At 51.6% G+C, this 23985-nt stretch carries 22 protein-coding genes; 15 read left to right on the top strand and 7 right to left on the bottom strand.

Going from position 1 to position 23985, the window contains the following annotated elements; translation table 11 throughout:
- The first annotated feature begins 2 nt into the window (after nt 1-2).
- The 7 genes from rph (at nt 3) to lonB (ending at nt 6900) form a co-directional block, all read left to right on the top strand.
- Entirely contained in the window at nt 3-740 is a 738-nt protein-coding gene (rph, locus tag CTH_RS03150) for a ribonuclease PH (protein ID WP_078664313.1), read from the top strand.
- On the top strand, nt 740-1348 hold the full coding sequence (locus tag CTH_RS03155; RefSeq protein ID WP_078664312.1) for an XTP/dITP diphosphatase: 609 nt from the start codon (nt 740-742) through the stop codon (nt 1346-1348). The genes rph and CTH_RS03155 overlap by 1 nt, the downstream gene beginning before the upstream one ends.
- Before the next feature lie 2 nt (nt 1349-1350).
- Nucleotides 1351-1827, top strand: a complete 477-nt coding sequence (locus CTH_RS03160) for a metallophosphoesterase family protein (protein ID WP_078664311.1) — start codon at nt 1351-1353, stop codon at nt 1825-1827.
- A 109-nt stretch (nt 1828-1936) separates the two neighbouring features.
- Nucleotides 1937-3226 (top strand): trigger factor, encoded by a 1290-nt coding sequence (tig, locus tag CTH_RS03165; protein WP_078664310.1) that lies wholly within the window; start codon nt 1937-1939, stop codon nt 3224-3226.
- A gap of 79 nt (nt 3227-3305) precedes the next feature.
- A complete protein-coding gene (gene clpP / locus CTH_RS03170) occupies nt 3306-3893 on the top strand; it encodes an ATP-dependent Clp endopeptidase proteolytic subunit ClpP (RefSeq protein ID WP_078664309.1) in 588 nt (195 codons plus the stop codon).
- Nucleotides 3894-3911: 18 nt separating this feature from the next.
- Entirely contained in the window at nt 3912-5171 is a 1260-nt protein-coding gene (clpX, locus tag CTH_RS03175) for an ATP-dependent Clp protease ATP-binding subunit ClpX (protein ID WP_078664308.1), read from the top strand.
- A gap of 61 nt (nt 5172-5232) precedes the next feature.
- Nucleotides 5233-6900 (top strand): ATP-dependent protease LonB, encoded by a 1668-nt coding sequence (lonB, locus tag CTH_RS03180; RefSeq protein ID WP_107753003.1) that lies wholly within the window; start codon nt 5233-5235, stop codon nt 6898-6900.
- Here the strand turns inward: lonB and CTH_RS03185 are convergent.
- From CTH_RS03185 to CTH_RS03200, 4 genes are read right to left on the bottom strand one after another with little or no spacing between them, the layout of a single operon-like run.
- Nucleotides 6892-8268, bottom strand: a complete 1377-nt coding sequence (locus CTH_RS03185; RefSeq protein ID WP_078664306.1) for a PIG-L deacetylase family protein — start codon at nt 8266-8268, stop codon at nt 6892-6894. The two genes, lonB and CTH_RS03185, sit on opposite strands and share 9 nt — an antisense overlap.
- Before the next feature lie 30 nt (nt 8269-8298).
- Complete coding sequence (locus CTH_RS03190) at nt 8299-8538, bottom strand: hypothetical protein (protein ID WP_107753005.1); 240 nt, start codon at nt 8536-8538, stop codon at nt 8299-8301.
- Entirely contained in the window at nt 8535-10709 is a 2175-nt protein-coding gene (locus CTH_RS03195) for a Ger(x)C family spore germination protein (protein ID WP_107753007.1), read from the bottom strand. Before CTH_RS03195 ends, CTH_RS03190 begins: the two co-directional genes overlap by 4 nt.
- The gene (locus CTH_RS03200) at nt 10706-12118 is read right to left on the bottom strand and encodes a spore germination protein (protein ID WP_159073807.1); all 1413 of its coding nucleotides are present in this window, start codon (nt 12116-12118) and stop codon (nt 10706-10708) included. The genes CTH_RS03195 and CTH_RS03200 overlap by 4 nt, the downstream gene beginning before the upstream one ends.
- Nucleotides 12119-12219: 101 nt before the next feature.
- On the opposite strand from CTH_RS03200, the gene lon reads away from it, so the two are divergent.
- The 3 genes from lon to CTH_RS03215 are packed head-to-tail and all read left to right on the top strand — an operon-like array spanning nt 12220 to nt 16189.
- Nucleotides 12220-14592 carry an endopeptidase La gene (gene lon, locus CTH_RS03205; protein WP_107753009.1) on the top strand — a complete coding sequence of 791 codons (2373 nt, stop codon included), beginning with the start codon at nt 12220-12222 and terminating at the stop codon, nt 14590-14592.
- Nucleotides 14579-15184, top strand: a complete 606-nt coding sequence (yihA, locus tag CTH_RS03210; RefSeq protein WP_078664302.1) for a ribosome biogenesis GTP-binding protein YihA/YsxC — start codon at nt 14579-14581, stop codon at nt 15182-15184. The genes lon and yihA overlap by 14 nt, the downstream gene beginning before the upstream one ends.
- A 3-nt stretch (nt 15185-15187) precedes the next feature.
- Nucleotides 15188-16189: a sodium:calcium antiporter gene (locus tag CTH_RS03215; protein WP_107753011.1), complete on the top strand. Its 1002-nt coding sequence runs from the start codon at nt 15188-15190 to the stop codon at nt 16187-16189.
- A gap of 186 nt (nt 16190-16375) precedes the next feature.
- Here the strand turns inward: CTH_RS03215 and CTH_RS03220 are convergent, their stop codons facing one another.
- On the bottom strand, nt 16376-17245 hold the full coding sequence (locus CTH_RS03220) for an NAD(P)/FAD-dependent oxidoreductase (protein WP_078664300.1): 870 nt from the start codon (nt 17243-17245) through the stop codon (nt 16376-16378).
- A 123-nt stretch (nt 17246-17368) separates the two neighbouring features.
- Between CTH_RS03220 and CTH_RS03225 the strand changes: the two genes are divergently transcribed.
- Nucleotides 17369-18040 carry a Crp/Fnr family transcriptional regulator gene (locus CTH_RS03225; RefSeq protein ID WP_143311760.1) on the top strand — a complete coding sequence of 224 codons (672 nt, stop codon included), beginning with the start codon at nt 17369-17371 and terminating at the stop codon, nt 18038-18040.
- Here CTH_RS03225 and CTH_RS03230 read toward each other — a convergent pair.
- Complete coding sequence (locus tag CTH_RS03230; RefSeq protein WP_107753012.1) at nt 18037-19056, bottom strand: ABC transporter substrate-binding protein; 1020 nt, start codon at nt 19054-19056, stop codon at nt 18037-18039. The two genes, CTH_RS03225 and CTH_RS03230, sit on opposite strands and share 4 nt — an antisense overlap.
- Before the next feature lie 97 nt (nt 19057-19153).
- Here CTH_RS03230 and CTH_RS03235 point away from each other — a divergent pair, with 97 nt between their 5' ends.
- Nucleotides 19154-20431 carry an ArsB/NhaD family transporter gene (locus CTH_RS03235; protein WP_107753014.1) on the top strand — a complete coding sequence of 426 codons (1278 nt, stop codon included), beginning with the start codon at nt 19154-19156 and terminating at the stop codon, nt 20429-20431.
- Nucleotides 20432-20475: 44 nt separating this feature from the next.
- On the opposite strand, the gene CTH_RS03240 is transcribed toward CTH_RS03235, so the two are convergent.
- Nucleotides 20476-21114: a CBS domain-containing protein gene (locus tag CTH_RS03240; RefSeq protein ID WP_078664296.1), complete on the bottom strand. Its 639-nt coding sequence runs from the start codon at nt 21112-21114 to the stop codon at nt 20476-20478.
- Nucleotides 21115-21200: 86 nt separating this feature from the next.
- Between CTH_RS03240 and CTH_RS03245 the strand changes: the two genes are divergently transcribed.
- From CTH_RS03245 to CTH_RS03255, 3 genes are all read left to right on the top strand, one after another.
- A complete protein-coding gene (locus CTH_RS03245; RefSeq protein ID WP_107753016.1) occupies nt 21201-22190 on the top strand; it encodes a glycosyltransferase family 4 protein in 990 nt (329 codons plus the stop codon).
- Nucleotide 22191: 1 nt separating this feature from the next.
- Nucleotides 22192-23043, top strand: coding sequence for an LCP family protein (locus tag CTH_RS03250; RefSeq protein ID WP_107753018.1), 852 nt, complete (start codon nt 22192-22194; stop codon nt 23041-23043).
- Between the two features lie 78 nt (nt 23044-23121).
- On the top strand, nt 23122-23967 hold the full coding sequence (locus CTH_RS03255; protein WP_078664293.1) for a TIM barrel protein: 846 nt from the start codon (nt 23122-23124) through the stop codon (nt 23965-23967).
- The last annotated feature ends 18 nt before the right edge of the window (nt 23968-23985 follow it).

Genomic DNA, 23985 nt, shown 5'->3' on the forward strand with positions numbered 1-23985 from the left:
CCATGGAACAATTGCTCTGGCAGCGGGTGGATGGCAGAAAACCCGATGATTTGCGACCACTGAAAATCACCCGCAACTATATCAAACATGCGGAAGGTTCAGTCCTGGTAGAACTGGGAGATACCAGGGTGATTTGTACCTGTACAGTAGAGGATAAAGTACCTCCCTTTCAGAAGGGAACAGGCAAAGGCTGGATTACAGCCGAGTATGCCATGTTGCCGCGGGCTACTCATCAGCGCAGCCAGCGGGAAGCGGTCAAAGGCCGCATCGGCGGGCGGACTTATGAGATCCAGCGCCTGATCGGCCGGGCCCTGCGAGCAGTGGTGGATCTGGATTTACTGGGTGAACGGACCCTGACCCTGGATTGTGATGTGATTCAGGCCGATGGGGGAACCAGGACCGCTTCTATCACCGGTGCCTTTATCGCCCTGGCTGATGCCCTGCAGGGTCTGGTAGAGGCAGGCACTTTGCCTGGTCTGCCTTTGCGGGATTATCTGGCAGCCGTCAGTGTGGGCAAGGTGGAAGATCGGCTGCTGCTGGATTTGTGCTATGAAGAGGACAGCCGGGCCCAGGTGGATATGAATGTGGTAATGACCGGCCAGGGCTTACTGGTGGAAGTACAGGGCACAGCGGAGGATACCGCTTTTCCCCGGGAGGAATTGGACGCACTGCTGGATTTAGCCAGCAAGGGGATTGCGGAAATGGTGGCTTACCAAAAACAACTGGTGGTGTTAGGATAGTGGGTAAACTGGTGATCGCAACGGGAAACAAGGGAAAACTGGAGGAAATCAAGGCTTTGCTGGCAGGGACTGACTGGGAAATCAAAAGCCTGACCGATTTTCCCCATTTGCCGGAAGTGGTGGAAGATGAGTTGACTTTTGAGGGCAATGCTCGCAAAAAGGCCCTGGAAATAGCCAGGGCTACAGGTTGCTGGGCTCTGGCCGATGATTCCGGGCTGGAGGTGGCAGCTCTGGGGGGAGCGCCCGGCGTGCATTCGGCCCGCTATGCCGGTGAGGTTAAGGATGATGCCCGCAATAATGCCAAATTACTGGAAGAACTGGCGGGAGTGCCTTTTTCTGACCGGGAAGCCCGTTTTCGTTGTGTGATGGCTTTAGCCCATCCGGAACGCGGGGTAGTGGCAGTTACCGAGGGCAGCTGTCCTGGCATTATCCTCTGTGAAGCCAGAGGAGAAGGGGGCTTTGGTTATGATCCCCTCTTCTACCTGCCGGAAAAAGGCAAGACCATGGCTGAGCTGAGCCCGGATGAAAAAAATGCCGTCAGCCACCGGGGCCAGGCTTTGCGCAAAATGATAAGTGAACTGGAACGACTGGCCAGGGCAGGTGAGTAATTATGAAAATCCTGGTTTTCAGTGATACCCATGGTCGCTGGCAGTTATGCCGTGAGGTACTGGACAGGGAAGGCAGGGCTGATGCTATCCTGCATGCCGGGGATCATTATGATGATGCGATTGCCCTCAGCCAGGTAATCGAGGTGCCGGTGTACGGAGTGAAGGGAAACTGTGATTGGGCAGGGCCGGAGGAGAAAAAGCTGGTCCTTGCTGATGTACCCCTTTTGCTCCTGCATGGTCATCGTTATGGAGCCAAGTCAGGGCTGAGCTCCCTTTATTACAAGGGCCAGGAGGAAGGGGTAAGGATTGTAGTATTTGGCCACAGCCATATACCGGTTCAGGAGGATGACGGGCAAGTTTTGCTGTTCAACCCCGGCAGCCTGGCCAGACCGCGCACGGGTTCTCCTTATGGCAGCTATGGTCGCCTCTGGCTGGAGCAGGACGGGATACGAGTTGAAATTGTCGAATGGCGGCCCTGAGATTTTTCTGAAATTTATTTGCGTATCTTGACAGAATCATGTAAAATAAATATATGCCGTTTAAAGACTGGCTAAAAAACTACATAATCTTAAGGGGGAGCATTAGTTGATGAAAGCCACAGCCCAAAAAATAGAAAAGAACCTGGTACAACTGGATGTGGAAGTACCGGCTGAACGCTTCAGCCTGGCGCTGGATCAGGCCTATCGGAAACTGGTGAAAAAAGTGAATATCCCCGGCTTCCGGAAAGGAAAGGCGCCGCGGTTCATTTTTGAAAGATATTTTGGCAAGGAAAGCCTCTATAATGAAGCTCTGGATACCTTGCTGGCAGATGCCTATTTCCAGGCCGTTATGGAGACTGAAATTGAGCCCATTGACCGGCCACAGGTAGAACTGGTGCAGGCAGAAGAAGGTCAACCGCTGATCTTCAAGGCTACTGTTCAGGTAAAACCGGAAGTGGAACTGGGTCAGTATACTGAACTGGAAGTCAATAAGCCTGAAGTCAATGTAACCGATGAAGATGTGGAAAAGGAACTGGCCCAGCTGCAACAGCGCTATGCTAAAATCCAGACTGTGGAAGATGGCACTGTGGAAAAAGGCGATGTCGCTGTCATCGACTTTGAAGGCTTTATCGATGAGGAAGCTTTTGCTGGTGGCAAAGGGGAGGACTATCCCCTGGAAATCGGCTCTGGTACCTTTATTCCTGGCTTTGAGGAGCAGCTGATTGGGGCCCGGGTGGGCGAGACCAGAGATGTGAAAGTAACCTTCCCGCAGGAGTATCATGCCGAAAACCTGGCCGGTAAGGATGCCGTTTTCAAAGTTACTGTCAAGACCATCCGCCGCAAGGAATTGCTGCCTCTGGATGACGAATTTGCCAAAGATGTCAGTGAATTTAATACTCTGGAGGAATTAAAAGCTGACATTCGGAATAGACTATTGGAGACCGCAGAAAAGAATGCGGAAGCCTCTGTCCGCAGTCAGGTAGTGGAAAAGGCGGTTGCCAATGCCAAAGTGGAAATTCCGGCAGTGATGATTGAAAACCGCCTGGAAAACATGGTGCAGGATATGTCTGAGCGCCTGCAGCGGCAAGGTCTGACCATGGAAGACTATCTGCGTTACACTGGTTCCACTATCGAGCAGGTAAAGGCCGATCTGCGTCCGGAAGCGGAAAAATCTGTGCGCACCGATCTGGTTCTGGAAGCTATTGCCCGCAAGGAAGCTATTGATGCCACTGAGGAAGAAGTTACTGCTGAACTGGAAAAGCTGGCCAAAATTTATAACCAGGGTGTGGAAGAACTGCGCACAGCCTTTGAACGTTATGGCTCCATGGATGCGTTGAAAAATAGCATAGCTTTTGAAAAAACCATCAAGTTCCTGGTGGAAAAAGCCAAAATAGCTTAGGGTGGGAGGACAAGGCGGCTGTGTAATGCCGTCTTGTTTGCCCATTTACCCATTTAAGAGTAGAATGAGGTGATAACAAATGAGTTATTTGGTACCAATTGTGGTGGAACAGACTAATCGCGGTGAGCGCTCCTATGATATTTATTCCCGCTTGCTGAAAGACCGGATTATCTTCATTGGTGGTCCCATTGATGACCACATGGCCAACCTGGTCATTGCCCAGATGCTGTTCCTGGAAGCGGAAGATCCGGACAAGGACATTCATCTGTATATCAATTCCCCGGGTGGGGTTGTAACCGCTGGAATGGCAATTTATGATACCATGCAGTATATCAAACCCGATGTATCCACTATCTGCCTGGGCCAGGCAGCTTCCATGGGGGCTTTCCTGCTGGCTGCCGGGGCCAAAGGTAAGCGCTTCGCTTTGCCCCAGGCCCGGATCATGATCCATCAGCCCCTGGGCGGTGTACAGGGCCAGGCCACTGAGATTGAAATCCATGCCCGCGAGATTTTGCGCATGAAGCAGGTATTGAATGAATTGCTCTCCCATCACACCGGCCAACCACTGGAGAAAATCGCTGTCGATACCGAAAGGGATTTCTTCATGTCAGCAGACCAGGCTAAACAGTACGGGATCATCGATGAGGTGATTACCCGTAAGAAGTAAACTTTGAGGTGATATTTTATGTACAAATATGATGACAAAGGCCAACTGAAGTGTTCCTTCTGCGGCAAGTTACAGGATCAGGTCAAGAAGCTGGTGGCTGGCCCCGGGGTATATATCTGTGATGAATGTATAGAACTGTGCAATGAAATCATCGAAGAGGAATTGCACGAGGAAACGGAATTCGAACTGGGTGATATCCCCAAACCCAGAGAGATCAAGGAGATCCTGGACCAGTATGTCATCGGTCAGGAGGAAGCCAAAAAAGCCCTGGCCGTGGCAGTCTATAACCACTACAAGCGCATCAATCTGGGAGGCAAAATTGATGATGTGGAACTGCAAAAGTCCAATATCATCATGATCGGCCCTACCGGTAGTGGTAAGACGTTGCTGGCTCAGACTCTGGCCCGGCTTCTCAATGTGCCTTTTGCCATTGCCGATGCGACCAGTTTGACGGAAGCCGGTTATGTGGGTGAGGATGTAGAGAACATTCTCCTCAAGCTGATCCAGAATGCCGATTATGATATCGAGCGGGCGGAAAAAGGGATTGTCTATATTGATGAAATCGATAAAATCGCCCGCAAGTCCGATAACCCCTCCATTACCCGGGATGTATCTGGAGAAGGGGTACAGCAGGCCCTGCTGAAAATTCTGGAGGGGACTACTGCCAGTGTGCCCCCGCAGGGAGGACGCAAACACCCCCATCAGGAATTCATTCAGCTGGACACTACCAATATCCTCTTTATCTGCGGTGGTGCCTTTGATGGTCTGGACAAAATCATTCAAAACCGGCTGGCCAAGAAAACCCTGGGCTTTGGGGCGGAAGTCAAGTCCCGGCAGGAGCGCAACATCGGTGAGCTGCTGCGGGAGATCCTGCCCGAGGATTTGCTCAAGTACGGCCTGATTCCCGAGTTTGTCGGTCGTTTGCCGGTGATTGTTACCCTGGATGCCCTGGATGAAGAGGCTCTCGTCCGCATCCTGACTGAGCCCAAGAATGCTCTGGTCAAGCAGTACCAGAAACTTTTCGAGCTGGATGGCATCGAGCTGGAGTTTCAGCCGGAAGCCCTGCGGGTAGTGGCTCAGGAGGCGCTCAAGCGCAATACCGGGGCCCGGGGGCTGAGGGCTATTATAGAAGATATCATGCTGGATGTCATGTACGAAATTCCTTCCCGGGATGACATCGAAAAAGTGGTTATCACTGCTGATTGCATTTTGAAGAAGGAACAGCCCTTGATTATTACAGCGGAAAAGAAGAAAAAGAAAAAAGGCGTTACAGCCTAAAGATTAAAATCACCTCTGGCTGGTAATAATATCTAAGTAGACCAACCGGAGGTGATTTTTTATGAATTCCATTGGCATCAGTGGCATTGTCGGCTTGATTCAGCTTTTTTTTGCCATTGTGATCGGACTCTACTTTTTGAACTTGTTCAAGGCCCAGCAGGGCACCAAAATTGCGGTCAACCGGGAAAGCCGGAAGGAAATGGAGAAACTCCAGCAGCTCAGGCGCATATCCCTGACTGAACCCCTGGCGGAAAAAACCCGTCCAACCCGCTTCGAGGAAATCATCGGCCAGGAAGAAGGTTTAAAAGCTCTGCGGGCAGCTTTGTGCGGACCTAATCCCCAGCATGTTATCATCTATGGTCCGCCGGGGGTAGGAAAAACCGCAGCAGCGCGGCTGGTGCTGGAAGAAGCCAAACGCAATCCCCTTTCTCCCTTTGGGCCGGAAGCTACCTTCACGGAACTGGATGCCACTATTGCCCGTTTTGATGAACGGGGCATTGCCGATCCCCTGATCGGCTCTGTCCATGACCCGATCTACCAGGGGGCTGGTCCCCTGGGTATGGCCGGTATTCCCCAGCCCAAGCCGGGGGCAGTAACCAAAGCCCACGGAGGGATTTTGTTTATTGACGAAATCGGAGAATTGCATCCGGTACAAATGAATAAATTGTTAAAAGTCCTGGAGGACCGCAAGGTTTTTCTGGAGTCAGCCTATTACAGTGCGGAAGATGGCAATATCCCTTCCCATATTCATGATATCTTCCAGAATGGACTGCCAGCGGATTTTCGTCTGGTGGGAGCCACTACCCGCCTGCCCCAGGAATTGCCTCCGGCTTTGCGTTCCCGCTGTATGGAGGTTTTTTTCCGGGCCCTGCTGCCTGAAGAAATAGGGGTCATAGCGGCCAACGCGGCAGAAAAAATCAAGATGCCTGTGGAAGCAGGGGCTGTGGATGTGATTAAAAAGTATGCCACCAATGGCCGGGAAGCGGTCAATATGGTGCAAATCGCTGCCGGTCTGGCTTTGACCGAAGGACGCAATCTGATTCGGGTGGCGGATGTGGAATGGGTGGTTAACAGCGGCCAGTACAGTCCCCGGCCGGAGAAAAAAATCCCCCCGGCGCCCCAGGTGGGTCTGGTCAATGGACTGGCTGTCTATGGACCGGGCATGGGTACCGTAGTGGAAGTGGAAGCCACGGTAATTCCCGTCACTCCGGGGACGGGGCGGGTGCTGATGACCGGTCTGGTGGAAGAAGAAGAACTGGGGGGCGGGGGCAAGACCCTGCGCCGCAAATCCATGGCCCGGGCTTCGGTGGATAATGTCCTAACTGTTCTTCGCCGTTACCTGGGGATTGAGGCCCTGGATTATGACATTCACCTCAATTTCCCCGGGGGCACTCCTATCGATGGACCTTCAGCCGGAATCAGTATCCTGACCGCTATTTATTCGGCAGTGCGCAATTTGCCGGTGGACAATCGGGTAGCCATGACCGGAGAAGTCTCTTTAAGAGGTCTGGTGCGGCCAGTAGGTGGAATTGTGGCCAAAGTGGAAGCTGCTCGCCAGGCCGGGGCAGAAAAAGTGCTGATTCCCCAGGATAACTATCAGCAGCTGCTGGCGGAAATCAAAGGTATTGAAGTAATCCCGGTTAAACACATTTCCGAGGTCATCCGGCATGCTATCCTGGTGCGAGAAGAAAAAAGCCAGGGTCAAACCCTGGCGGCCATGTCATTGTAGTTTTACCCAGTACCAGCCGGTTTTGTCCGCAATTTGCTTGCCGTTGCTGCCAGTCATGCCGGCCAGCAACACCCGGTTGGCCTGGCCTAATAGTTCGGAAGGTATTTGCCATTCCAGTCCCTTTTCCTGCCAGTGAAAGGGGACTTTTTTTGTTGCCAGGTTGTACGCAGCAGTTGCCCAGAGTACCCTTGCCTTATCCCCCTCCAGCAGCAGATGGGCCAGAGGATGCTGATCCCGGTAAAGCCAGAGGTATAAACGATAGGAACTACTGCGTTCAGGGGTTCCATAGAGCTGTAAGTTAGCAGTCCAATCTGAGGCTGTGGGCTGGATGGCAAGGGCTTTGATATCTTCGCCTGGCTTTAGCCGTACCCGGACATGGTCCAGCTCGCCGTCTGGCATAGTAAAGGGCAGGTTGTAATCGGACCAGGACAGGAAAATTTCCGAAGCTCGCAGAAAGCCTTTCAGATATGGTTCCATCACCGCCAGCTGGGAATGGTGGGCAGCCAGAGCCTGGTCCTTGGCAGTTTTGGCTTCATTATTTAACTTCAGTCTTTCCCAGTTAAATTCCGGTCCGACCAGGCGTGGAGGCGGTTCTGCCTCCCGGTTTGGTTCTGCTGCCCACAATGCCGGCCAGGCCACATGGTGGACCAGGTAGGTATGGCGCCTGACGGGCAGCTGTAATTCCTGCAGGGCTATTTCGGTAAAGGTGCCTACCGCCCAGTGGTCGGGATGCTCATCAGCCGGAGTCGGATAGAAGATATCCGTAGGTTGAAAAGCCCGAATTTCTGCCTGCAGGGACTGGAGCAGATTTTCTCCTGTATAACTCAGACCGGGCTGTCTGGCCTGGGGATAGGGGACTTTATCGGTACGCACTCCGCCACTGAGCCGGGGTTTTTGCCAGGATTGTTCCCAGAGGAAACGCAGGCCTCCATCAGGAAAACCCAGGTAGACGGCTTGCTGGTCAGGTTTAAGACCCAGGCGGGTCAGTCCTTGCCTGCTTTCCTGCCACCTCTGCAGGCCGAGACGGAAAAAATCAGCTGCAGTCGGTTCTATTTTACCGCTGCTGTGTTCACAGGCCAGTTTAAAACTGTCGCCCATAGTTACCACGATTACTTTGACGGGCAGGCCCTGGGCGTGAGCCATCGCCAGCAACCCCCCGGTGGCCAGCACCTCATCATCAGGATGAGGTGCGATCACCAGCAGGCGCTGGTTTGGATTAAGCTGCAGGGGCGTATAACCGACCTGTTCTGATTTGAACAGAGCAGCAGCGGTGAAAATAACCTGGGGTTGCCACCACCAGAGCAGGCTGCTGACAGCAGTAGCCAGTAGAAAAAGCAAGAGGGGATATTTCAAGCGGTAATTGACCATTGTTAGCCCTCCCTTACAAGGGCTATTATATCATATCAGGCCGATTTTGTGGGCAAGAGGCTGAAAGAGTCTGGTGACAAATTGATCCAGATTAGGTAACGGTAATGCCAGAGCTGCCAGCATTAATAAGCCAATTCCGCTTAACCAGAGCAGGCTGAGCAGGATTTTTGCGGTACGGGAACTTTCCTGTTGCCAGAAACGAAAAACTGCAGGTAAGCTGGCAGCCAGAATCGCCAAAAAACTGAACCAGAGCAGTCCACCGGGGGTCATCTCGTTTCCTCCCTTGTAAAGGATTGACTGGTAAGGCCGATATTTTCCAGATTGACATTGACCTGAATCAGGATCTGGCTGCTGGCAATCAGGTCAGGCCAGTTCTTTTCATATTGATGCCAGAGGTGGTGCTGCTGGCGATGGAAGGTTTTGCCCAGGCCCAGCGGGTCAACCTGCCAGTGTTTGAATTTGTTAATGGTGCTGTTGAGGCGGATGGTCAAATCCCGGGCCAACAATTTTTCCACTTTTTTATAAGCTTCAGGGTCAGCTAAATTGAGATAGGTTTGTTGTTCTGTTAAATTGGCTTTTAGTCTAATATAAAGTTTAAAGGTTAAGGGCCGGGATTTGACCAGTTCCTTGCTGCATTCGGCCAGGCGAATCTGTACTGTTAATTTCTTATTGTTTCTCAGGTCAATGGTGATTGCCCCGTTTTTGATTTCATTGATCAACCACATATAAGCCCGCATTTCATTGACCGATAAAAACCCTTTCAGTCGAGAATTGTCAAAAACAGCCAGTCCCCCGAAAACAGGATTCTGTCCTTTCAATTCCAGTAAACCCAGGACCGGAGTTATTTCCGGATCGATCCATTGATTAATGAACTGATATAGTCTGAGGCTATAGCCACCGGAAGTGGTAGCCAGAAACCCGATTTGCTGGGCCATGGAAGTTTCAAATTGCGGTCTGGCAGCCAGAAATCTGGCTGCTGAACCTTTAGTAACAAAAAGCCAGACATTTTCCCGGATTTCCGGGTAACGGGTGAAAAAATCCAGCAGTTTGCCCGGATTTTCTCTGGCCAGATCTTCGTTAATCAAAACCGCAATAACATGCCCCCAGTAGAGTTCCCGGGATACCGAGAGGGATAAATTGCGGGCCGCAGCAAAAATCGTTTCCCCACTGCTGGAAACCAGGATCCGGCGCTGGGTTGGGGCTACTTCCCCGGCACTTTGTTCAGGTTTTATTACTTCTGCCGTCAGGCGCAGGGTGTTACCGGGGCCGGGGTCGATGGCCAGGCCCAGTGCTACTGCGCGGCGGTTTAATTCTTTAATACTCCAGCAGCCGCTATTAAGAAGCAGCAGAAAAATCAGGAGGGGAAAGAGCAGTTTACGGCCTGCCAGCCATAACAGCAAACAAAAGGGAATGACAAAACCAAAGGTCAGCAGGGTATAGACTGGCCAGATGCCACCCAGAAAGGCAACCAGCTGGGAAATATTATCATAGAGAAAATAATTGGATGCGACCATTAGAGGTAATAGCAGCAAACCAATAGTTACTTCCCGGCTTTTGAGATTAAAAATATCCTTGATAGCAAAACAGGTCAACCAGTACCAGATTGCCAGTTTAACGAATACTGTAAGAATCCAGAAGGAAAGAAAAAGGGATTCCAGTCTTTCCAGGAAATTAAAAAGGGAAATTACCCTGGCTCCACTCAAAGTTGGGAAAACCAGTTTACGGACATATAAGGGGCCGAAAATGGAAACAATCCCGATAACATTTATGGTAAACAAAAATCCACAGATGGCTATGATTCCATAGCCAATTTTTCGCCCCCGTCTTTGGGTTTGTTGATTACCATGATAGATGAGAAAAGATAGGCAGACTATTTCCGCAAACCAGCTGGCAGGAGTAACTGCACCTTTCAGCACCGGCAAAAAGCCCCGGTCCAGAAAGGGAAGCAGGTTATCAAACTGATAATTAGGTAAAGCCAGGAGAGCTAAAATTACGAAAAATATAAAAGAAACAGGCAGAAAAATTTCTGCAGTCCGGGCCAGGGTATGAATTCCCAGGTTCAGGCAGTAGAGAATGGGAACCAGAATGGTCAGGAAAAAAATCATTTTAGGCGTTTCCGGCATAAAGACCGCCACCAGGATGGTAGTAAATTCTTGAAAGACTTCAATGGTAACATGGAAGAACCAGAAAGCATAGCCAAGACCAATAAGCCAGCCCAGTTTGCCCCATGTCTGGCGCAGGATGCTCAGTAAATGTTGACCGGGATAATAAGATTGGAGTCTGATCTGGATTTCGGCCAGCAAGAAGCCGGCCAGAGTAGCCAGTATAGCAGATAACCAGCTGTCATTCAGGGCATGATGGGTGGTAATAGCCGGTACGAACAGAATAGATGTGGAAAAGATAGCGGAAACGCCCAGCAGAATCGCTTGCCAGGGAGTCATGTTTTTTGCCTCCTGTTAAACCAGATGGGTACCCGCAGAATAAAATCCTTCAGACCTTGAATATTAAGGGGGGCGATCGGTGACATATAAGGCTGTCCGAAAGAATGCAGGCTGGTAACATGCAGCACTATCATTATTACCCCAAGCATAATGCCATAAAGGCCAAGGATAGCTGCTAAAGCTAACATGGGGAAGCGCAAAAGCCGCATAGCGATAGCCAGGGGGTAATTGCCGGCAGCAAAGGATGCAATACCGGTAACTGCCACCATGATTACCATGGCAGGAGCTACCAGGCCAGCCTTGACCGCTGCTTCACCGATAACCAGAGCCCCGACAATACTGACAGCCTGACCCACGGCCCGGGGTAAGCGCACCCCGGCTTCCCGCAGGGCTTCGAAAGAAACTTCCATGATCAATGCCTGGACAAAGATGGGAAAAGGGACGCCTTCCCGTTGTTGCATAAAATTCAGGAGTAAAACAGTAGGCAGCATTTCCGGATGAAAGCTGATTACCGCCACAAAAAGGGAAGGCAACAGCAAGGACAAAAGCAAGGAAGCCAGACGAATAGTACGAATCAGTGAAGCAATGGGATAGCGTTCATAATAATCCTCATTGGCCTGCCAGAACTGGTTAAAGGTAGTGGGGATAATCAGCACAAAAGGAGTGCCGTCACATAAGATGGCCACCCTGCCCTCCAGCAAATTGGCTACCACCCGGTCAGGCCGTTCAGTATGGGCGATTTGGGGAAAGACACTGTATTTGTTATCTTCAATAAACTCCTCCAGATAACCTGACTCCAGGACGGTAGGCAATTTGATGGCCTGCAGGCGTTTTTTTACTTCCAGGACCAGATCGGTGCGGGTGGTGCTGGTCAGATAGATAACAGCGACTTTGGTCGGTGCCAGGTCACCGATTTCCATTAATTCCACTTTCAGGTCGACAGTATTGAGCCGGCGCCGAATCAGGCTGATATTGGTCAACAGATTTTCCACAAAACCTTCCCGGGGACCACGGACTACTGTTTCCGATTCCGGTTCAGTTACCTGACGATCAGGATAGCCTTTAACTTCCAGGCCATAACAGGAACGCTGGTTTTGCAATAAAAGCAAACAGCTACCATTGAGTATGGCCGGAATGGCTTCCTGCCAGCTATCGTATTTTTCCAGAGCATGGATGGTCAGGAGGGATTCATAATTAATCATTTCCAGTTTGGGTAGATGCAGAAGAAGGGGAGCAAGAACCTGGTCACTGACGGTCTTTTTAGTGACCAGGGACTCAAAAAACACCAGGGCCCCTTTACCATGGCGGGTATGAAAGGTTCGGATTTGCAAATCGGAGCTGGGGCTGAAAAGATTTTCAAGGAATTTGATATTTTTTTCTAATAGAGTGGAAATTGTGGGATTTGCCATATCCTGCTCACCTCCCCCATTATTATGTACTGTTTGTTTGATGAAAAATCTTATGATAGAATATACTAACGATAGTGTCATAGGGGTTTGGAGGTGAAAATATGGCAGCTGCTGCCAGTAAAGAAAACAAGACACTACCATTGCTGCCTCTGCGCGGTATTCTGGTCTTTCCTCACATGGTCATTCATCTCGATGTGGGACGGGAAAAATCCATCAGAGCCATCGATGAGGCCATGACTCAGGAGCGCTTGATTTTCCTGACCACTCAAAAAGAAGCACAAAATGATAATCCCGGTCCGGAAGATGTTTATGCTATTGGAACCATTGCGGAAGTCAAGCAATTGCTCAAATTACCGGGAGGTACCATTCGGGTGCTGGTGGAAGGTCTGGCCCGGGCACGGATTCGAAAGTACATAGCGGAAGAACCATTCTTCCAGGTTGAAGTCGAAGAACATATGGATGAAGAAAGAAAAACCCCGGAAACTGAAGCCCTGATGCGTACTTTGCTCAACCAGTTTGAGCAATACGTTAAGATCAGTAAAAAAATTCCTCCGGAAACTCTGGCCGGACTGATCAATCTGGACGAACCTGGGCGTCTGGCGGATATCATTGCTTCCCACCTGAGTCTGAAGGTAGAAGAAAAGCAGGCTATCCTGGAAGCATTCTCCGTGGCAGAACGGCTGGAAAAACTCTGTGAAATCGTCGGCAAGGAACTGGAAATCGTGGAGCTGGAACGGCGCATCAATATCCGCGTCCGCAAACAGATGGAAAAGTCCCAGCGGGAGTACTATTTGCGGGAGCAAATCAAGGCCATCCAGAAGGAGCTGGGAGAAAAGGACGAACGGGTAGCAGAAAGTGAGGAATACCGGGAAAAGATCAGGGCCGCCAAAATGCCGAAAGAAGTAGAGGAAAAAGCCTTGAAAGAGGTAGAGCGGCTGGAAAAAATGCCTCCCATGGTGGCAGAGACCGCTGTGATTCGTACATATCTGGACTGGCTCCTGGCTATGCCCTGGGCCAAAGAAACCAGAGATCGCATTGACATCAAACGGGCAGAACAGATTCTGGATGAGGACCATTACGGCCTGGAAAAGGTCAAGGAGCGCATCCTTGAATATCTGGCTATTCGCAAACTGGCCAAGAAGATGAAAGGTCCTATTCTCTGTCTGGTAGGCCCGCCGGGGGTGGGCAAAACCTCCCTGGTCAAATCCATAGCCCGGGCGTTAGAGCGCAAATATATTCGCATGTCCCTGGGTGGGGTACGGGATGAAGCGGAAATCCGCGGCCATCGCCGCACCTATGTAGGCGCATTGCCTGGCCGCATCATTCAGGGTATCAAACAGGCAGGGTCCAAAAACCCAGTTTTCTGTCTGGACGAAATCGATAAAATGTCCATGGACTTTCGGGGAGACCCGTCGGCGGCTCTGCTGGAAGTGCTGGACCCGGAACAAAATGCTAATTTTGTCGATCACTACCTGGAAGTGCCGTTTGATTTATCCAAGGTGATGTTTATCACTACTGCCAACAATCTGTATAGCATTCCGCGGCCTTTGCTGGACCGGATGGAAGTAATTCATGTCAGCGGTTATACCGAGGAGGAAAAAGTACAAATCGCCCTGCGTTATCTTTTGCCCAAGCAGGTCAAGGAACATGGGCTGAAACCGGAACAATTGCAGGTTTCGGAAAATGTTATCCGCCGCATCATCCGGCAGTATACCAAGGAGAGCGGGGTTCGCAACCTGGAACGGCAAGTGGCTGCTCTCTGCCGGAAAGCGGCCCGTCAGATTGTACAGGAAGAGGCAGAAACCGTCAAGGTCACGGTGCAGAATCTGGAGCAATACCTTGGTATTCCCCGTTTCCGCTATGGTACAGCGGAAAAGGCCAATGAAGTGGGAGTAGCTACCGGTCTGGCCTGGACGGAAGTAGGGGGAGACACCCTGGCCATTGAGGTTTCCCTGATGAAAGGAAAGGGCAAGCTCACCCTGACAGGCAAGCTGGGGGATGTCATGAAAGAGTCGGCCCAGGCAGGCTTTACCTATGTGCGCTCCCGGGCCGAACAGCTGGGAATTGACCCTGAATTCCACGAAAACACTGATATCCATATCCACGTACCGGAGGGAGCTATTCCCAAGGATGGGCCTTCGGCGGGGATTACCATGGCCACGGCCCTGGCTTCAGCTCTGCTCAACAAACCGGTGCGCTGTGATGTAGCCATGACGGGGGAAATTACCCTGCGGGGACGGGTTCTGCCCATAGGCGGGGTCAAGGAAAAAGTGCTGGCTGCCCACCGGGCCGGAATTACCACGGTAATTTTACCCAGCGAAAACAAGAAAGACCTGGAGGAAATTCCAGCGAATGTGCGCAAAAAGCTCAAGTTCGTCCTGGTTGACCATATGGACCAGGTCTTGAAAGAAGCCATAGTCTGGAATGAAACCGAAGCTCCCAGGTGTGGTGAGGAACAGCATGAAAATCATTAAGGCAGAATATACTGTTAGTGCAGTCAAAGCAGAACAATATCCTCAGGACGGCCGGCCGGAAATTGCCTTCGCCGGCCGTTCCAATGTGGGCAAATCTTCTCTTATCAATACCCTGGTGCAGAGAAAAAACCTGGCCCGTACCAGTTCCCAGCCGGGCAAAACCCAGACCATCAATTTTTATAGTGTCAATGACCTGCTTTACCTCGTGGATTTGCCCGGCTATGGTTTTGCCCGGGTTTCCAGGGCGGAACGGGAGCGCTGGGGACGTTTTATTGAAGCCTATCTCAATCAACGCCGGGAGCTGGTGGCAGTGGTGCTGCTGGTGGATATTCGCCATCCCCCTACCCGGGATGACGTGATGATGTATGACTGGCTCTGCTACTTCAACAAACCGACCCTGGTGGTAGCCACTAAGGCGGATAAAATCAGCCGGGGGCAATGGGCCAAACACCTGAAGATTATCAGGAATGAGCTGGGGTTAAAACCGGAACACCAGCTGCTGCCCTTTTCGGCAGAGACCAGGCAGGGTCGGGAAGAAGTATGGGACTGGCTGGCCCGGGCCGCAGGAATTACTGAGGAGAACGGAGGCTGAGGCATGCTGGAAATCGGTATTCTCCTGGTCAGTTTGGGAGTAATTTTGTTAGGAGCAGAGCTGTTCACCAACGGGGTGGAATGGCTGGGGAAACGATTAGGAATGAACGAAGGGGCGGTGGGCAGTATTCTGGCAGCGGTGGGGACGGCCCTGCCGGAAACCCTGGTACCCATTATAGCCATTCTCTTCAACGCTGGCCGGGAGGCTGGTACAGAAATCGGTATTGGAGCTATTCTGGGAGCTCCGTTTATGCTGGGAACCCTGGCTTTTTGTGTGTCCGGGCTGGCAGCTCTGGCTTTTGCCTATCGGCGCCCCAGCTGCACCTGGATGACAGTGGATAAGAGGGTAGTTGGCCGGGATTTGCGTTTCTTCTTGCTGGTCTATGCTCTGGCCATTGTGGCTTCATTCCTGACTATAAGGCAGTTGAAACTGGCAGTGGCAGTGGCCTTGCTGGGAGCCTATATTATTTATGCTTATAAAACCATTCAGGATGAGGAAGGGGTAGAATGTGAATGCCTTTCTCCTCTCACCTTTGCCAGAAATAATCCCAACCCCGCCCTGGGCATAATCCTGTTACAGGTTGTAACTGCTTTAGGGGCCATTGTACTGGGGGCTGAGTATTTCGTCAAATCTCTGGAAGTTCTTTCGGGACACTGGGGTATTTCGCCGCTGGTCCTGTCCCTGATTATCACGCCCATTGCCACTGAGTTACCGGAAAAGTTCAATTCAGTAATCTGGATTCGGCAGGGAAGGGACACTCTGGCGCTGGGCAATATTTCCGGGGCAATGGTTTTCCAGAGTTCAGTTATTCCCGCTCTGGGGATCTTCCTGACCCCCTGGCAATTTACCTGGCCTTCTTTACCGCTTATTAGCTCCTTTTTTGCTCTGGCCTCCGCAGGTTATGTTTATCTTTTGATGAACATCAAAGGCAGGATTAGTGCCTTTACCTTGCTGGCAGGCGGTATTTTTTACGGGTTATTTTTGTTAATCGCCTTTAGCCAGTGATATTGACAAGAAGCGGGGGAGAGGATATAATTAAGTTGCGGTAAACGATAATAACACTCATTAGCGAAAATGTAAAAAAGTTTACAAGTTTGGAGTTCATTTTTGAACTCCAATACCATAGACCCACACCCACTCATCCATCCTCTCCCCATGTTAAAGCCCCGGTCATGACCGGGGCCCTTGTTTTTATTGCTGTCGATCCAGATAGCGCACTGCTGCCAGAGCCGCTACCAGCCCTTCTCCTACAGCCTTGGCCAGCTGGTAGGGGGTACCGGTACAGTCCCCGGCGGCAAAAACACCTGGGAGATTGGTTTCCTGCTGGCGGTTGACTTTAATATGGTTATCCTCCAGCTCTAGCCCTGGAATCAGTTGACCGGGTGGTAAGGTCTCTTTTTCCAGAAAAACTCCATCCACTGTCAGCCGGGTACCGTCGGCCAGCTCCAGGGCCTCCACCTTATCCTGACCATGGATTGCCCTGGGCCTAATGAACACAACCTCCAGATTGGCAGCTTGAAAACCTATATTCTTTTCATAAAGGGGAAGATAGTAGACTTTGCCGCAGATCTGGGTCAAGAAAGGCAGTTCTTCTTCCCCTTTGGGGTTTTCGGCTATGTAGGCTACTGTTTTACCCTGATAAAGGGGACCATCGCAAGTGGCACAATAGCCTACTCCTTTGCCCAGCAGTTCCTGTTCTCCAGGCAAAAAGCGGGCCATAGGTATGCCGGTGGCGATAATCACCGTTCTGGCCTGGTAGAATTCATTTTTGGCCAGCAGGCCAAAAACTTCTCCCTGAGGTGCGACCTGAGTAACCTGCTGGGGCAGGATATTGAGCCCCAGACTCTGGTAATGGGCGAGAAAACGCTGGCGCATTTCATCTCCGCTCATTTCCGGCAGGCCCAGGTAATTGTCCACCCGGGGGGCTTTATGTAATTTAGGGGAACAAAAATCTGTCCCGAAGTGGATGATGGACTTACGGCGAATCTGACCATTGATGGCGGCTGAAAGGCCAGCGGGGCCGCAGCCGATGATGGCGATATCATAGATTTTATCCTCCATGCCAATCCCCTTTCTGTTGCTTGTGTTTCTTTCATAGTATGACCGGTAGAGGAAAAAGTTAGACCTGGCAGGGATTGGGGATTTAGTGGAGAATATAAACAAGGGATTCTGGAGGTGAGGGTTGTGTTGCGGGAGGAATGCGCTTTTTGTCTGCGGGATATTCCCCTTTTTGCCGGGGTACAGGAAGATCTTTTCCAGCATATTTGCCAGAATACAGGGAAAAGGCACCTGGAAAAAGGGGAGGAACTGTTTCGGCAAGGGGAACCGGCGGAAACGGTATTTCTGCTCAAAGAGGGTTCTGTCAAACTGATCCAGTTTACAGAAGAAGGCAGGGAAGTGATTGTTGATATTGCTGGCAAAGGGGATGTACTGGGGGAAGAAAACCTGTTTTCAGTGCAAAACTGGCCGGTAACTGCGATCGCTCTGGAGAACACCCGCTGCTGTACCATCAGCAGACAGCAGCTGGAAAAGGCGGTGCTGGCTCAGCCCCGCCTGACCATGCAGTTAATTAGCTATCTGGGGAGCAAGTTTTATCAGGCTCTGGAAAGCAAGGGGGAGTTATTGACCGATACCGTGCCGGTACGCCTGAGCAAGTTACTGGTCCGGCTGGCCCGGGAGCATGGTCGTTCCACTCCCCAGGGGACGGTGATCCAGGTTCAGCTGACCCAGCAGGACCTGGCCGATATGCTGGGAGTTTCCCGGGTAATTGTGGTCCAGGCCTTAAAAGAACTGAAGGAAAGCGGCAGAATTGACAAACAGGGGAGATATTATTTGCTCAAGGACAAATGTTTTTAATGGGACAGGGCTGAGCGGGCCGGCTCTGGATTGACCAACTCCTTTTCTGGCAGAGGAGCAGCCAGCTGGCCGGTACTGACCATCATTTCCTGGAGATTATTAAAAGCAGTCGCGGCAGGGAGAGGACTTTCGGCCCAGACTCCGGCCTGATAATAGCGGGTAAGCATTTGCTCCAGTTCTGCCTGGCTGTATTCGGGGAAGAAGGGCTTGATGGCAGCGGCCGTATCGGTCGGGGTATGTTCTGCCACCCAGCGCTGGGCCCGGGCCAGGGCCCGCAGGAAGGCCAGGGTGGAGGTCTTTTTTAATTCCAGAGTGGAGGGCAAGCTCAGGTAAACCGCAAAAGGCAATTCTGGCTCAGCCTGGCCCAGAGATGCCAGTACCTTTCCCTGTCCCTGTTTTTCCAGAGTAAAGGCCAGGGGCTCAAAAGCCTGTAGATAATGGCCACTGCCGCTGATGAAGGCTCCGGCTACCCATTCTGCCGGGATATTCTGGACTAATGTTACATCCCGGTAAGGTTTGAGGCCCTGTTGCTGTAATAGCCAGTTCAAAGCCATTTCCGGCATGCTTCCCCGGCGGCTGGTGATTACCATTTTGCCTTTGAGATTGTTCCAGGTGAAATCAGGTTCAGGCTGGCGGCCAATTAAAAAGGAACCATCCCGGCGGGTTAACTGGGCGAAAACCAGGGGCAATTCCCGAAGGGGAGGGTGCTGGCGGCGAGCCTGAAGGACCAGGTCAGGCCCGGCCAGGATAAAATCAGTTTCCTGCTTGATCAGGGAAGCTAGAGATTTATCCCCGCCCCAGGCAGTTTGAAGCTGAACTTCCAGGTGTTCGGCCTGAAAAAAGCCCTGGCTGAAGGCTACATACTGGGGAGCATAATAGACACTGCGCACAGCTTCGGTCAAACGGACCGGGGTTAATTTTTTTTCAGTGATAGGGGGTTTGGCTTCTTTGCTGAGACTGCAACCTGCCAGGAGCAAGGAAATAAGCATAACCAGTACCCATCTCAAGATGCTCATTTTCCACCCACCTCTCCTTCATCAGTATGGAGTCACTATTTTCAATATATGAATTTTTAATTTATAATAGAAGGGTAAAAAAGAAAGGAGGCAGGAAATGCTAGGGAAAATGGAACTGGCGACGGGAATTTTTCTTCTCACGTATGCTCTGATTGTGGCGGAAAAACTGCCACGAACAGCTGTAGCCCTGGCCGGTGGCCTGGCTATGATTTTGCTGGGTTTAGAGACCCAGGAGCAGGGGTTACATCATGTGGATTTTAATACCCTTGGCTTATTGATCGGGATGATGATCATTGTGGGGATTATTCGCAAAACCGGTGTTTTTGAGTATCTGGCCCTGACATCTGTGCGGCTGGCAAAGGGGCGGCCGTTAGCTTTGCTGGTTTACCTGAGTCTTTTAACTGCAGGGGCTTCCGCTTTTCTGGATAATGTCACCACGGTTTTGCTGGTAGCACCTGTTACCTTTACTCTCTGCCGGGAAATGGGGATTAGCCCTATACCCTTTCTCATCAGCGAGATCATCGCTTCTAACGTAGGTGGAACGGCGACTCTCATCGGGGACCCACCCAACATTATGATTGGTAGTGCCGTCAAGGAGCTGAGTTTCCTTGATTTCATGCTGCACCTTGGCCCGGTGGCGATTATTGTTATGGCAGTCACATTGCCGATTCTGGTTTTGATTTACCGGCGGCAGCTGGTTATCGATGAGGAGACCAGGCAACGGCTGTTACAACTGGATCCGGCGCGAGAACTGAAAAAGGGACCATTGCTTTATCAATCTTTGGGAGTACTGGCCTTGACCATTCTGGGCTTTTTCCTGCACCAGGTTTTTCATATTGAATCAGCCACCATTGCCATGGGGGGAGCGGTACTCTTGCTGTTGCTCTCCCGGATTGATCTGGAGGAAGCTTTTCATACAGTGGAATGGGGAACCATTTTCTTCTTTGTAGGCCTGTTCGCCCTGGTAGGGGGTCTGGTGGAAACGGGAGTAATCAGCCGGCTGGCCCAGTGGACTTTGACTGTCACCAGCGGGGATACGGAGCTGGCGGCAGGATTGATTCTCTGGGTGGCGGCCATAGCTTCGGCATTTGTGGATAATATTCCCTTTGTAGCTACTATGATTCCCTTGATTAAGGAGGTAGGCCTGACCGGCGGGATTGCCAATCTGGAGCCCCTCTGGTGGTCTCTGGCTCTGGGAGCCTGCCTGGGCGGCAATGGAACACTGGTAGGTGCTTCAGCCAACGTGATTGTAGCGGGAATGGCTGAGAGTCAGGGTAAACCCATCGGTTTCCTGCGCTTTATGCTGGTAGCCTTCCCCTTGATGTTGCTCTCGATTGTTATAAGCCATATCTATATAACCTGGCGCTACTTCTAAATCAAACCCCCTGACCTTACCGGCAGGTAAGGCCAGGGGGTTTTTTAAGTCCAGGGACAGGCCAGCGGATCACTGGTAAGATGGATGACCTGAAAACCGGCTTCGCTGAGGGCTCGTTTTACCAGCTCTTTATCCTCCTGAGCCAGTTTGAGAACAATTTCATCGGGCAAGACCACCAGTTTTTCCACCCGGAGATTGTACCGGTCAAGGGCGGTAACCAGACTGGCCAGAAATCCTTTGCGGGGACTGATGGCAATAGTTACCCGGGTACCGGGTTCGGCAAAACCGAAGGCGGTGGCAAAAATGCGAAAAACATCGGTTTCGGTGATAATACCTACCAGGCGCTGGTTTTCCACCACAGGCAGGCAATCCAGATGGCAGCTGGCAAAGAGATGGGCTGCTGCTTCAACCGTGGCGGTTGGTTCAATAAAATGGGGATCGGTTTTCATGATTTGTCGGACCGGGGTCCGGCTCAGCAAGTTGGCTTCATACTTATTCAACTCCTTGCGCGGAAAAAGGCGCAGGATATCGGTTTCACTGAGCAGGCCTACCAGTTTGCCCTCCCTGGTGATTACCGGCAAATGGCGAACACTGTGAGTGCGCATCAATTCCAGGGCCTGTCCCACCTGGGCATCAGCACTGATGCTGACCGGCTGGGGTGTCATGATCTCTGCAATTAGCATTTTATCCCCTCCTCCCCTATAGTTTTCGCTGAAAATGCAAAAAATCCTGTTAGCCGGGGCAAGTTATTACTGTGGAGGTGGTTATTATGCCTTTTTTCCTGGCACTGGCTTTGACCTGGGCGTCAATGCCCCTGGTTATGGAATTAGCCGAAAAAATGGGGGCGGTGGCCCAACCGGGAGGACGTCATATTCATGCCCGGCCTATACCCCGCCTGGGGGGACTGGGAATAGCTCTGGGCCTGTTTATTGGCTGGCCCCTGGCGGTAGGGCTGGATTCCCGGCTGGCAGGGCTGATTTTAAGCAGTTTGTGGCTGGTATTACTGGGCATAATCGATGACTGGCGGGGGATGAAAGCCTGGCATAAACTGCTGGGCCAGCTGGCTGCGGCCCTGATTCTGGTGGGCTATGGTTTTTACAGTCAGTGGGCTGTGAATCCTTTTGGTGGCCTGTTCTATATTGATGGCCTGGGAGCGGTATTTTCTATCCTCTGGATCGTCGGTCTGATCAATACTATTAACCTGACTGATGGTTTAGATGGACTGGCAGGCGGGATTACCCTTTTTGCCAGCCTTTTTCTGGCCTTGCTTTTTGCCGGGGCCGGGGAATGGCGGGCGGCCCGGCTGGCCCTGGTGCTGGCCGGGGCGGTACTGGGCTTTCTCTTTTATAACTTCCATCCAGCCCGCATTTTTCTCGGGGATACAGGCAGTATGTTGCTAGGATTTACCCTGGCGGCCATAACTCTGGAAGGAATGGCTGGTGCCCTCTCCCTAGTACGCATTCTGGTGCCGGTGCTTATCCTGGCCTTGCCCATCAGTGATGTCCTGCTGGCGATTATCCGGCGGCGGGCCAACGGGCAGGGCGTTTTTGTCCCCGATCGGGGGCATTTGCATCACCGTCTGCTGGATTGGGGTTTAAGCCAGCGGCAGGCGGTACTGGTCCTCTATGGCGGAACTTGCAGTCTGGGTTTACTGGCTATCGGCCTGTCAGGCATCAATCTCTATTACTCTTTTACTGCCCTCCTGGCAGGAGGCATCATCTTGCGCTGGCTCTATGGCCAGAGAAGGGAGGTAGCCTGAAATGCGGCGTACGCTGGGGATATTGCTGATTTTCATCCTTTTTGGGGCAGGAATCTGGTGGTACCGGGAAGGGAAAATTTCTCCTCCCATTAGCGGTCAGGCAGTACGTAAACCCCAGCTACCGGGTTTTACCGTGCTTCTGGTAGGACTGGACAAGCGCCCTCACGATCCTACCCCTCGCAGTGACTCCATTATCGCCGTGCGGGTGGATTCCGAGAAAAAGCAGATTGGCGCTCTTTCCATTCCCCGCGATACCCGGGTATTGCAGCCTGATGGTGTGATGGGGAGAATTAACCGGGTCTATTTCAAATGGAAAATCGATGGGTTGTTGCTGGCAGTTAATCACCTGCTGGGTACTGCTATTGAACGCTATATTATCACTGATATAGCAGGATTGGCTCAGGTAGTAGATGCCCTGGGAGGGGTAACTATCTATGTGGAAAAAGATATGTACTGGCGGGATGACCTGGGGGAAATCAATCTCAAAAAAGGCTGGCACAGACTCAATGGTCAGCAGGCTGCGGGCTATGCCCGTTTTCGCCATGACCCCCAGGCAGACATCGGCCGCACCCGGCGACAGCAAAAACTGCTCCAGGCTATCTGGCAGGAAGCCAGAAAGCCGCAAAACCTGGGGCGGCTGCCTCAGGTCTGGCTGAAAATCAATCAGGCGGTGACCAGCAATCTATCCTGGCAGGAAAAAAGCCAGCTGGCTGAGGCTTTTTTGACTATCGAGGGTTACCAGGTCAAAACGGCTACTCTGCCGGGCCGGCCGACTTATATCGGTGGAGCCAGTTACTGGCTGGTGGAGAGAGCGGCAGTTGAAAAAAGTGTAAAAGAAATTTTAGGCAGATAAAAATAAAAGGATTTTATTCCTTTCTGTCGAAATACATTATCATTATTGATATTGCTGGAATTTAAGGAGCGATGTTAGTTGAAAATCCGATTTGGTGCGGCAGGCAACCCTGATTCCTTTTATGCTGCCGGTTACAGGTCTTCGCTGCAGATGCCTGCCTATCTGGCCAGTCTGGGTCTGAATGCCTATGAGTATCAGCTCAGCCGCGGGGTACGGATTTCGGAAAAGATGGCCAGGCAGCTGGGGGAAGAAGCGGTTAAGCATGATGTTCTCCTTAGTGTTCATGCTCCCTATTACATTAATTTTGCCTCACCGGATCCGCAAATTCAGGCCAGTTCCCGGGAACACCTGCTCAAGTCAGTAGAAGCAGCCCGCTGGCTGGGAGCACAACGGGTGGTATTTCATCCCGGCGGAGCGGCCCGGATGGAGCGGGAAACGGCGGTACAACTGGTAAAAGAGAGGCTACAAGAGGTTATCGCCATACTGGAAGACCGGGGCTGGACGGATGTTTATCTTTGCCCGGAAACCATGGGCAAGAAAAACCAGGTGGGCACTCTGGCGGAAGTGATTGAATTTTGCCAGTTCAGCCCCATGCTATTGCCCTGTGTGGATTTTGGTCACCTCAATGCCCTCTTGCAGGGAGAGCTGGAGACGGAAGCGGGCATGAATCGGGTACTGGAGGACCTGGCAGCTGGTCTGGGCCCGGATGTGCTGAGCAAGTTGCATGTACATTTCAGTCCGGTGGAGTACACAACCGGTGGAGAAAAACGGCATGCTACTGTAGCGGATGGAATTCCTCCGGATTTTCGCTGGCTGGTTCCGGGATTGAAGGCATGGAAAGCAACTCCGGTGATTATCTGCGAATCAGCGGGGACCCAGGCGGAAGATGCCTGTCATTATCGCGACCTCTATCTTGAGGGATAATGGAGCAGAGAGAGGGAA

The sequence above is a fragment of the Carboxydocella thermautotrophica genome, from assembly GCA_003054495.1.
Lineage (GTDB): Bacteria > Bacillota.

Excerpts from the sequence above, each read along its gene's own strand:
- CTH_RS03160 (WP_078664311.1), top strand. The coding sequence starts at position 1,351 with ATGAAAATCCTGGTTTTCAGTGATACCCATGGTCGCTGGCAGTTATGC.
- CTH_RS03240 (WP_078664296.1), bottom strand. The coding sequence starts at position 21,114 with ATGCTAATTGCAGAGATCATGACACCCCAGCCGGTCAGCATCAGTGCT.
- CTH_RS03230 (WP_107753012.1), bottom strand. The coding sequence starts at position 19,056 with ATGAGCATCTTGAGATGGGTACTGGTTATGCTTATTTCCTTGCTCCTG.
- clpX (WP_078664308.1), top strand. The coding sequence starts at position 3,912 with ATGTACAAATATGATGACAAAGGCCAACTGAAGTGTTCCTTCTGCGGC.
- rph (WP_078664313.1), top strand. The coding sequence starts at position 3 with ATGGAACAATTGCTCTGGCAGCGGGTGGATGGCAGAAAACCCGATGAT.
- CTH_RS03245 (WP_107753016.1), top strand. The coding sequence starts at position 21,201 with ATGCCTTTTTTCCTGGCACTGGCTTTGACCTGGGCGTCAATGCCCCTG.
- CTH_RS03220 (WP_078664300.1), bottom strand. The coding sequence starts at position 17,245 with ATGGAGGATAAAATCTATGATATCGCCATCATCGGCTGCGGCCCCGCT.
- lonB (WP_107753003.1), top strand. The coding sequence starts at position 5,233 with ATGAATTCCATTGGCATCAGTGGCATTGTCGGCTTGATTCAGCTTTTT.
- CTH_RS03250 (WP_107753018.1), top strand. The coding sequence starts at position 22,192 with ATGCGGCGTACGCTGGGGATATTGCTGATTTTCATCCTTTTTGGGGCA.
- yihA (WP_078664302.1), top strand. The coding sequence starts at position 14,579 with ATGAAAATCATTAAGGCAGAATATACTGTTAGTGCAGTCAAAGCAGAA.
- clpP (WP_078664309.1), top strand. The coding sequence starts at position 3,306 with ATGAGTTATTTGGTACCAATTGTGGTGGAACAGACTAATCGCGGTGAG.
- CTH_RS03185 (WP_078664306.1), bottom strand. The coding sequence starts at position 8,268 with ATGGTCAATTACCGCTTGAAATATCCCCTCTTGCTTTTTCTACTGGCT.
- CTH_RS03200 (WP_159073807.1), bottom strand. The coding sequence starts at position 12,118 with ATGGCAAATCCCACAATTTCCACTCTATTAGAAAAAAATATCAAATTC.
- lon (WP_107753009.1), top strand. The coding sequence starts at position 12,220 with ATGGCAGCTGCTGCCAGTAAAGAAAACAAGACACTACCATTGCTGCCT.
- CTH_RS03190 (WP_107753005.1), bottom strand. The coding sequence starts at position 8,538 with ATGACCCCCGGTGGACTGCTCTGGTTCAGTTTTTTGGCGATTCTGGCT.
- tig (WP_078664310.1), top strand. The coding sequence starts at position 1,937 with ATGAAAGCCACAGCCCAAAAAATAGAAAAGAACCTGGTACAACTGGAT.
- CTH_RS03235 (WP_107753014.1), top strand. The coding sequence starts at position 19,154 with ATGCTAGGGAAAATGGAACTGGCGACGGGAATTTTTCTTCTCACGTAT.
- CTH_RS03215 (WP_107753011.1), top strand. The coding sequence starts at position 15,188 with ATGCTGGAAATCGGTATTCTCCTGGTCAGTTTGGGAGTAATTTTGTTA.
- CTH_RS03195 (WP_107753007.1), bottom strand. The coding sequence starts at position 10,709 with ATGACTCCCTGGCAAGCGATTCTGCTGGGCGTTTCCGCTATCTTTTCC.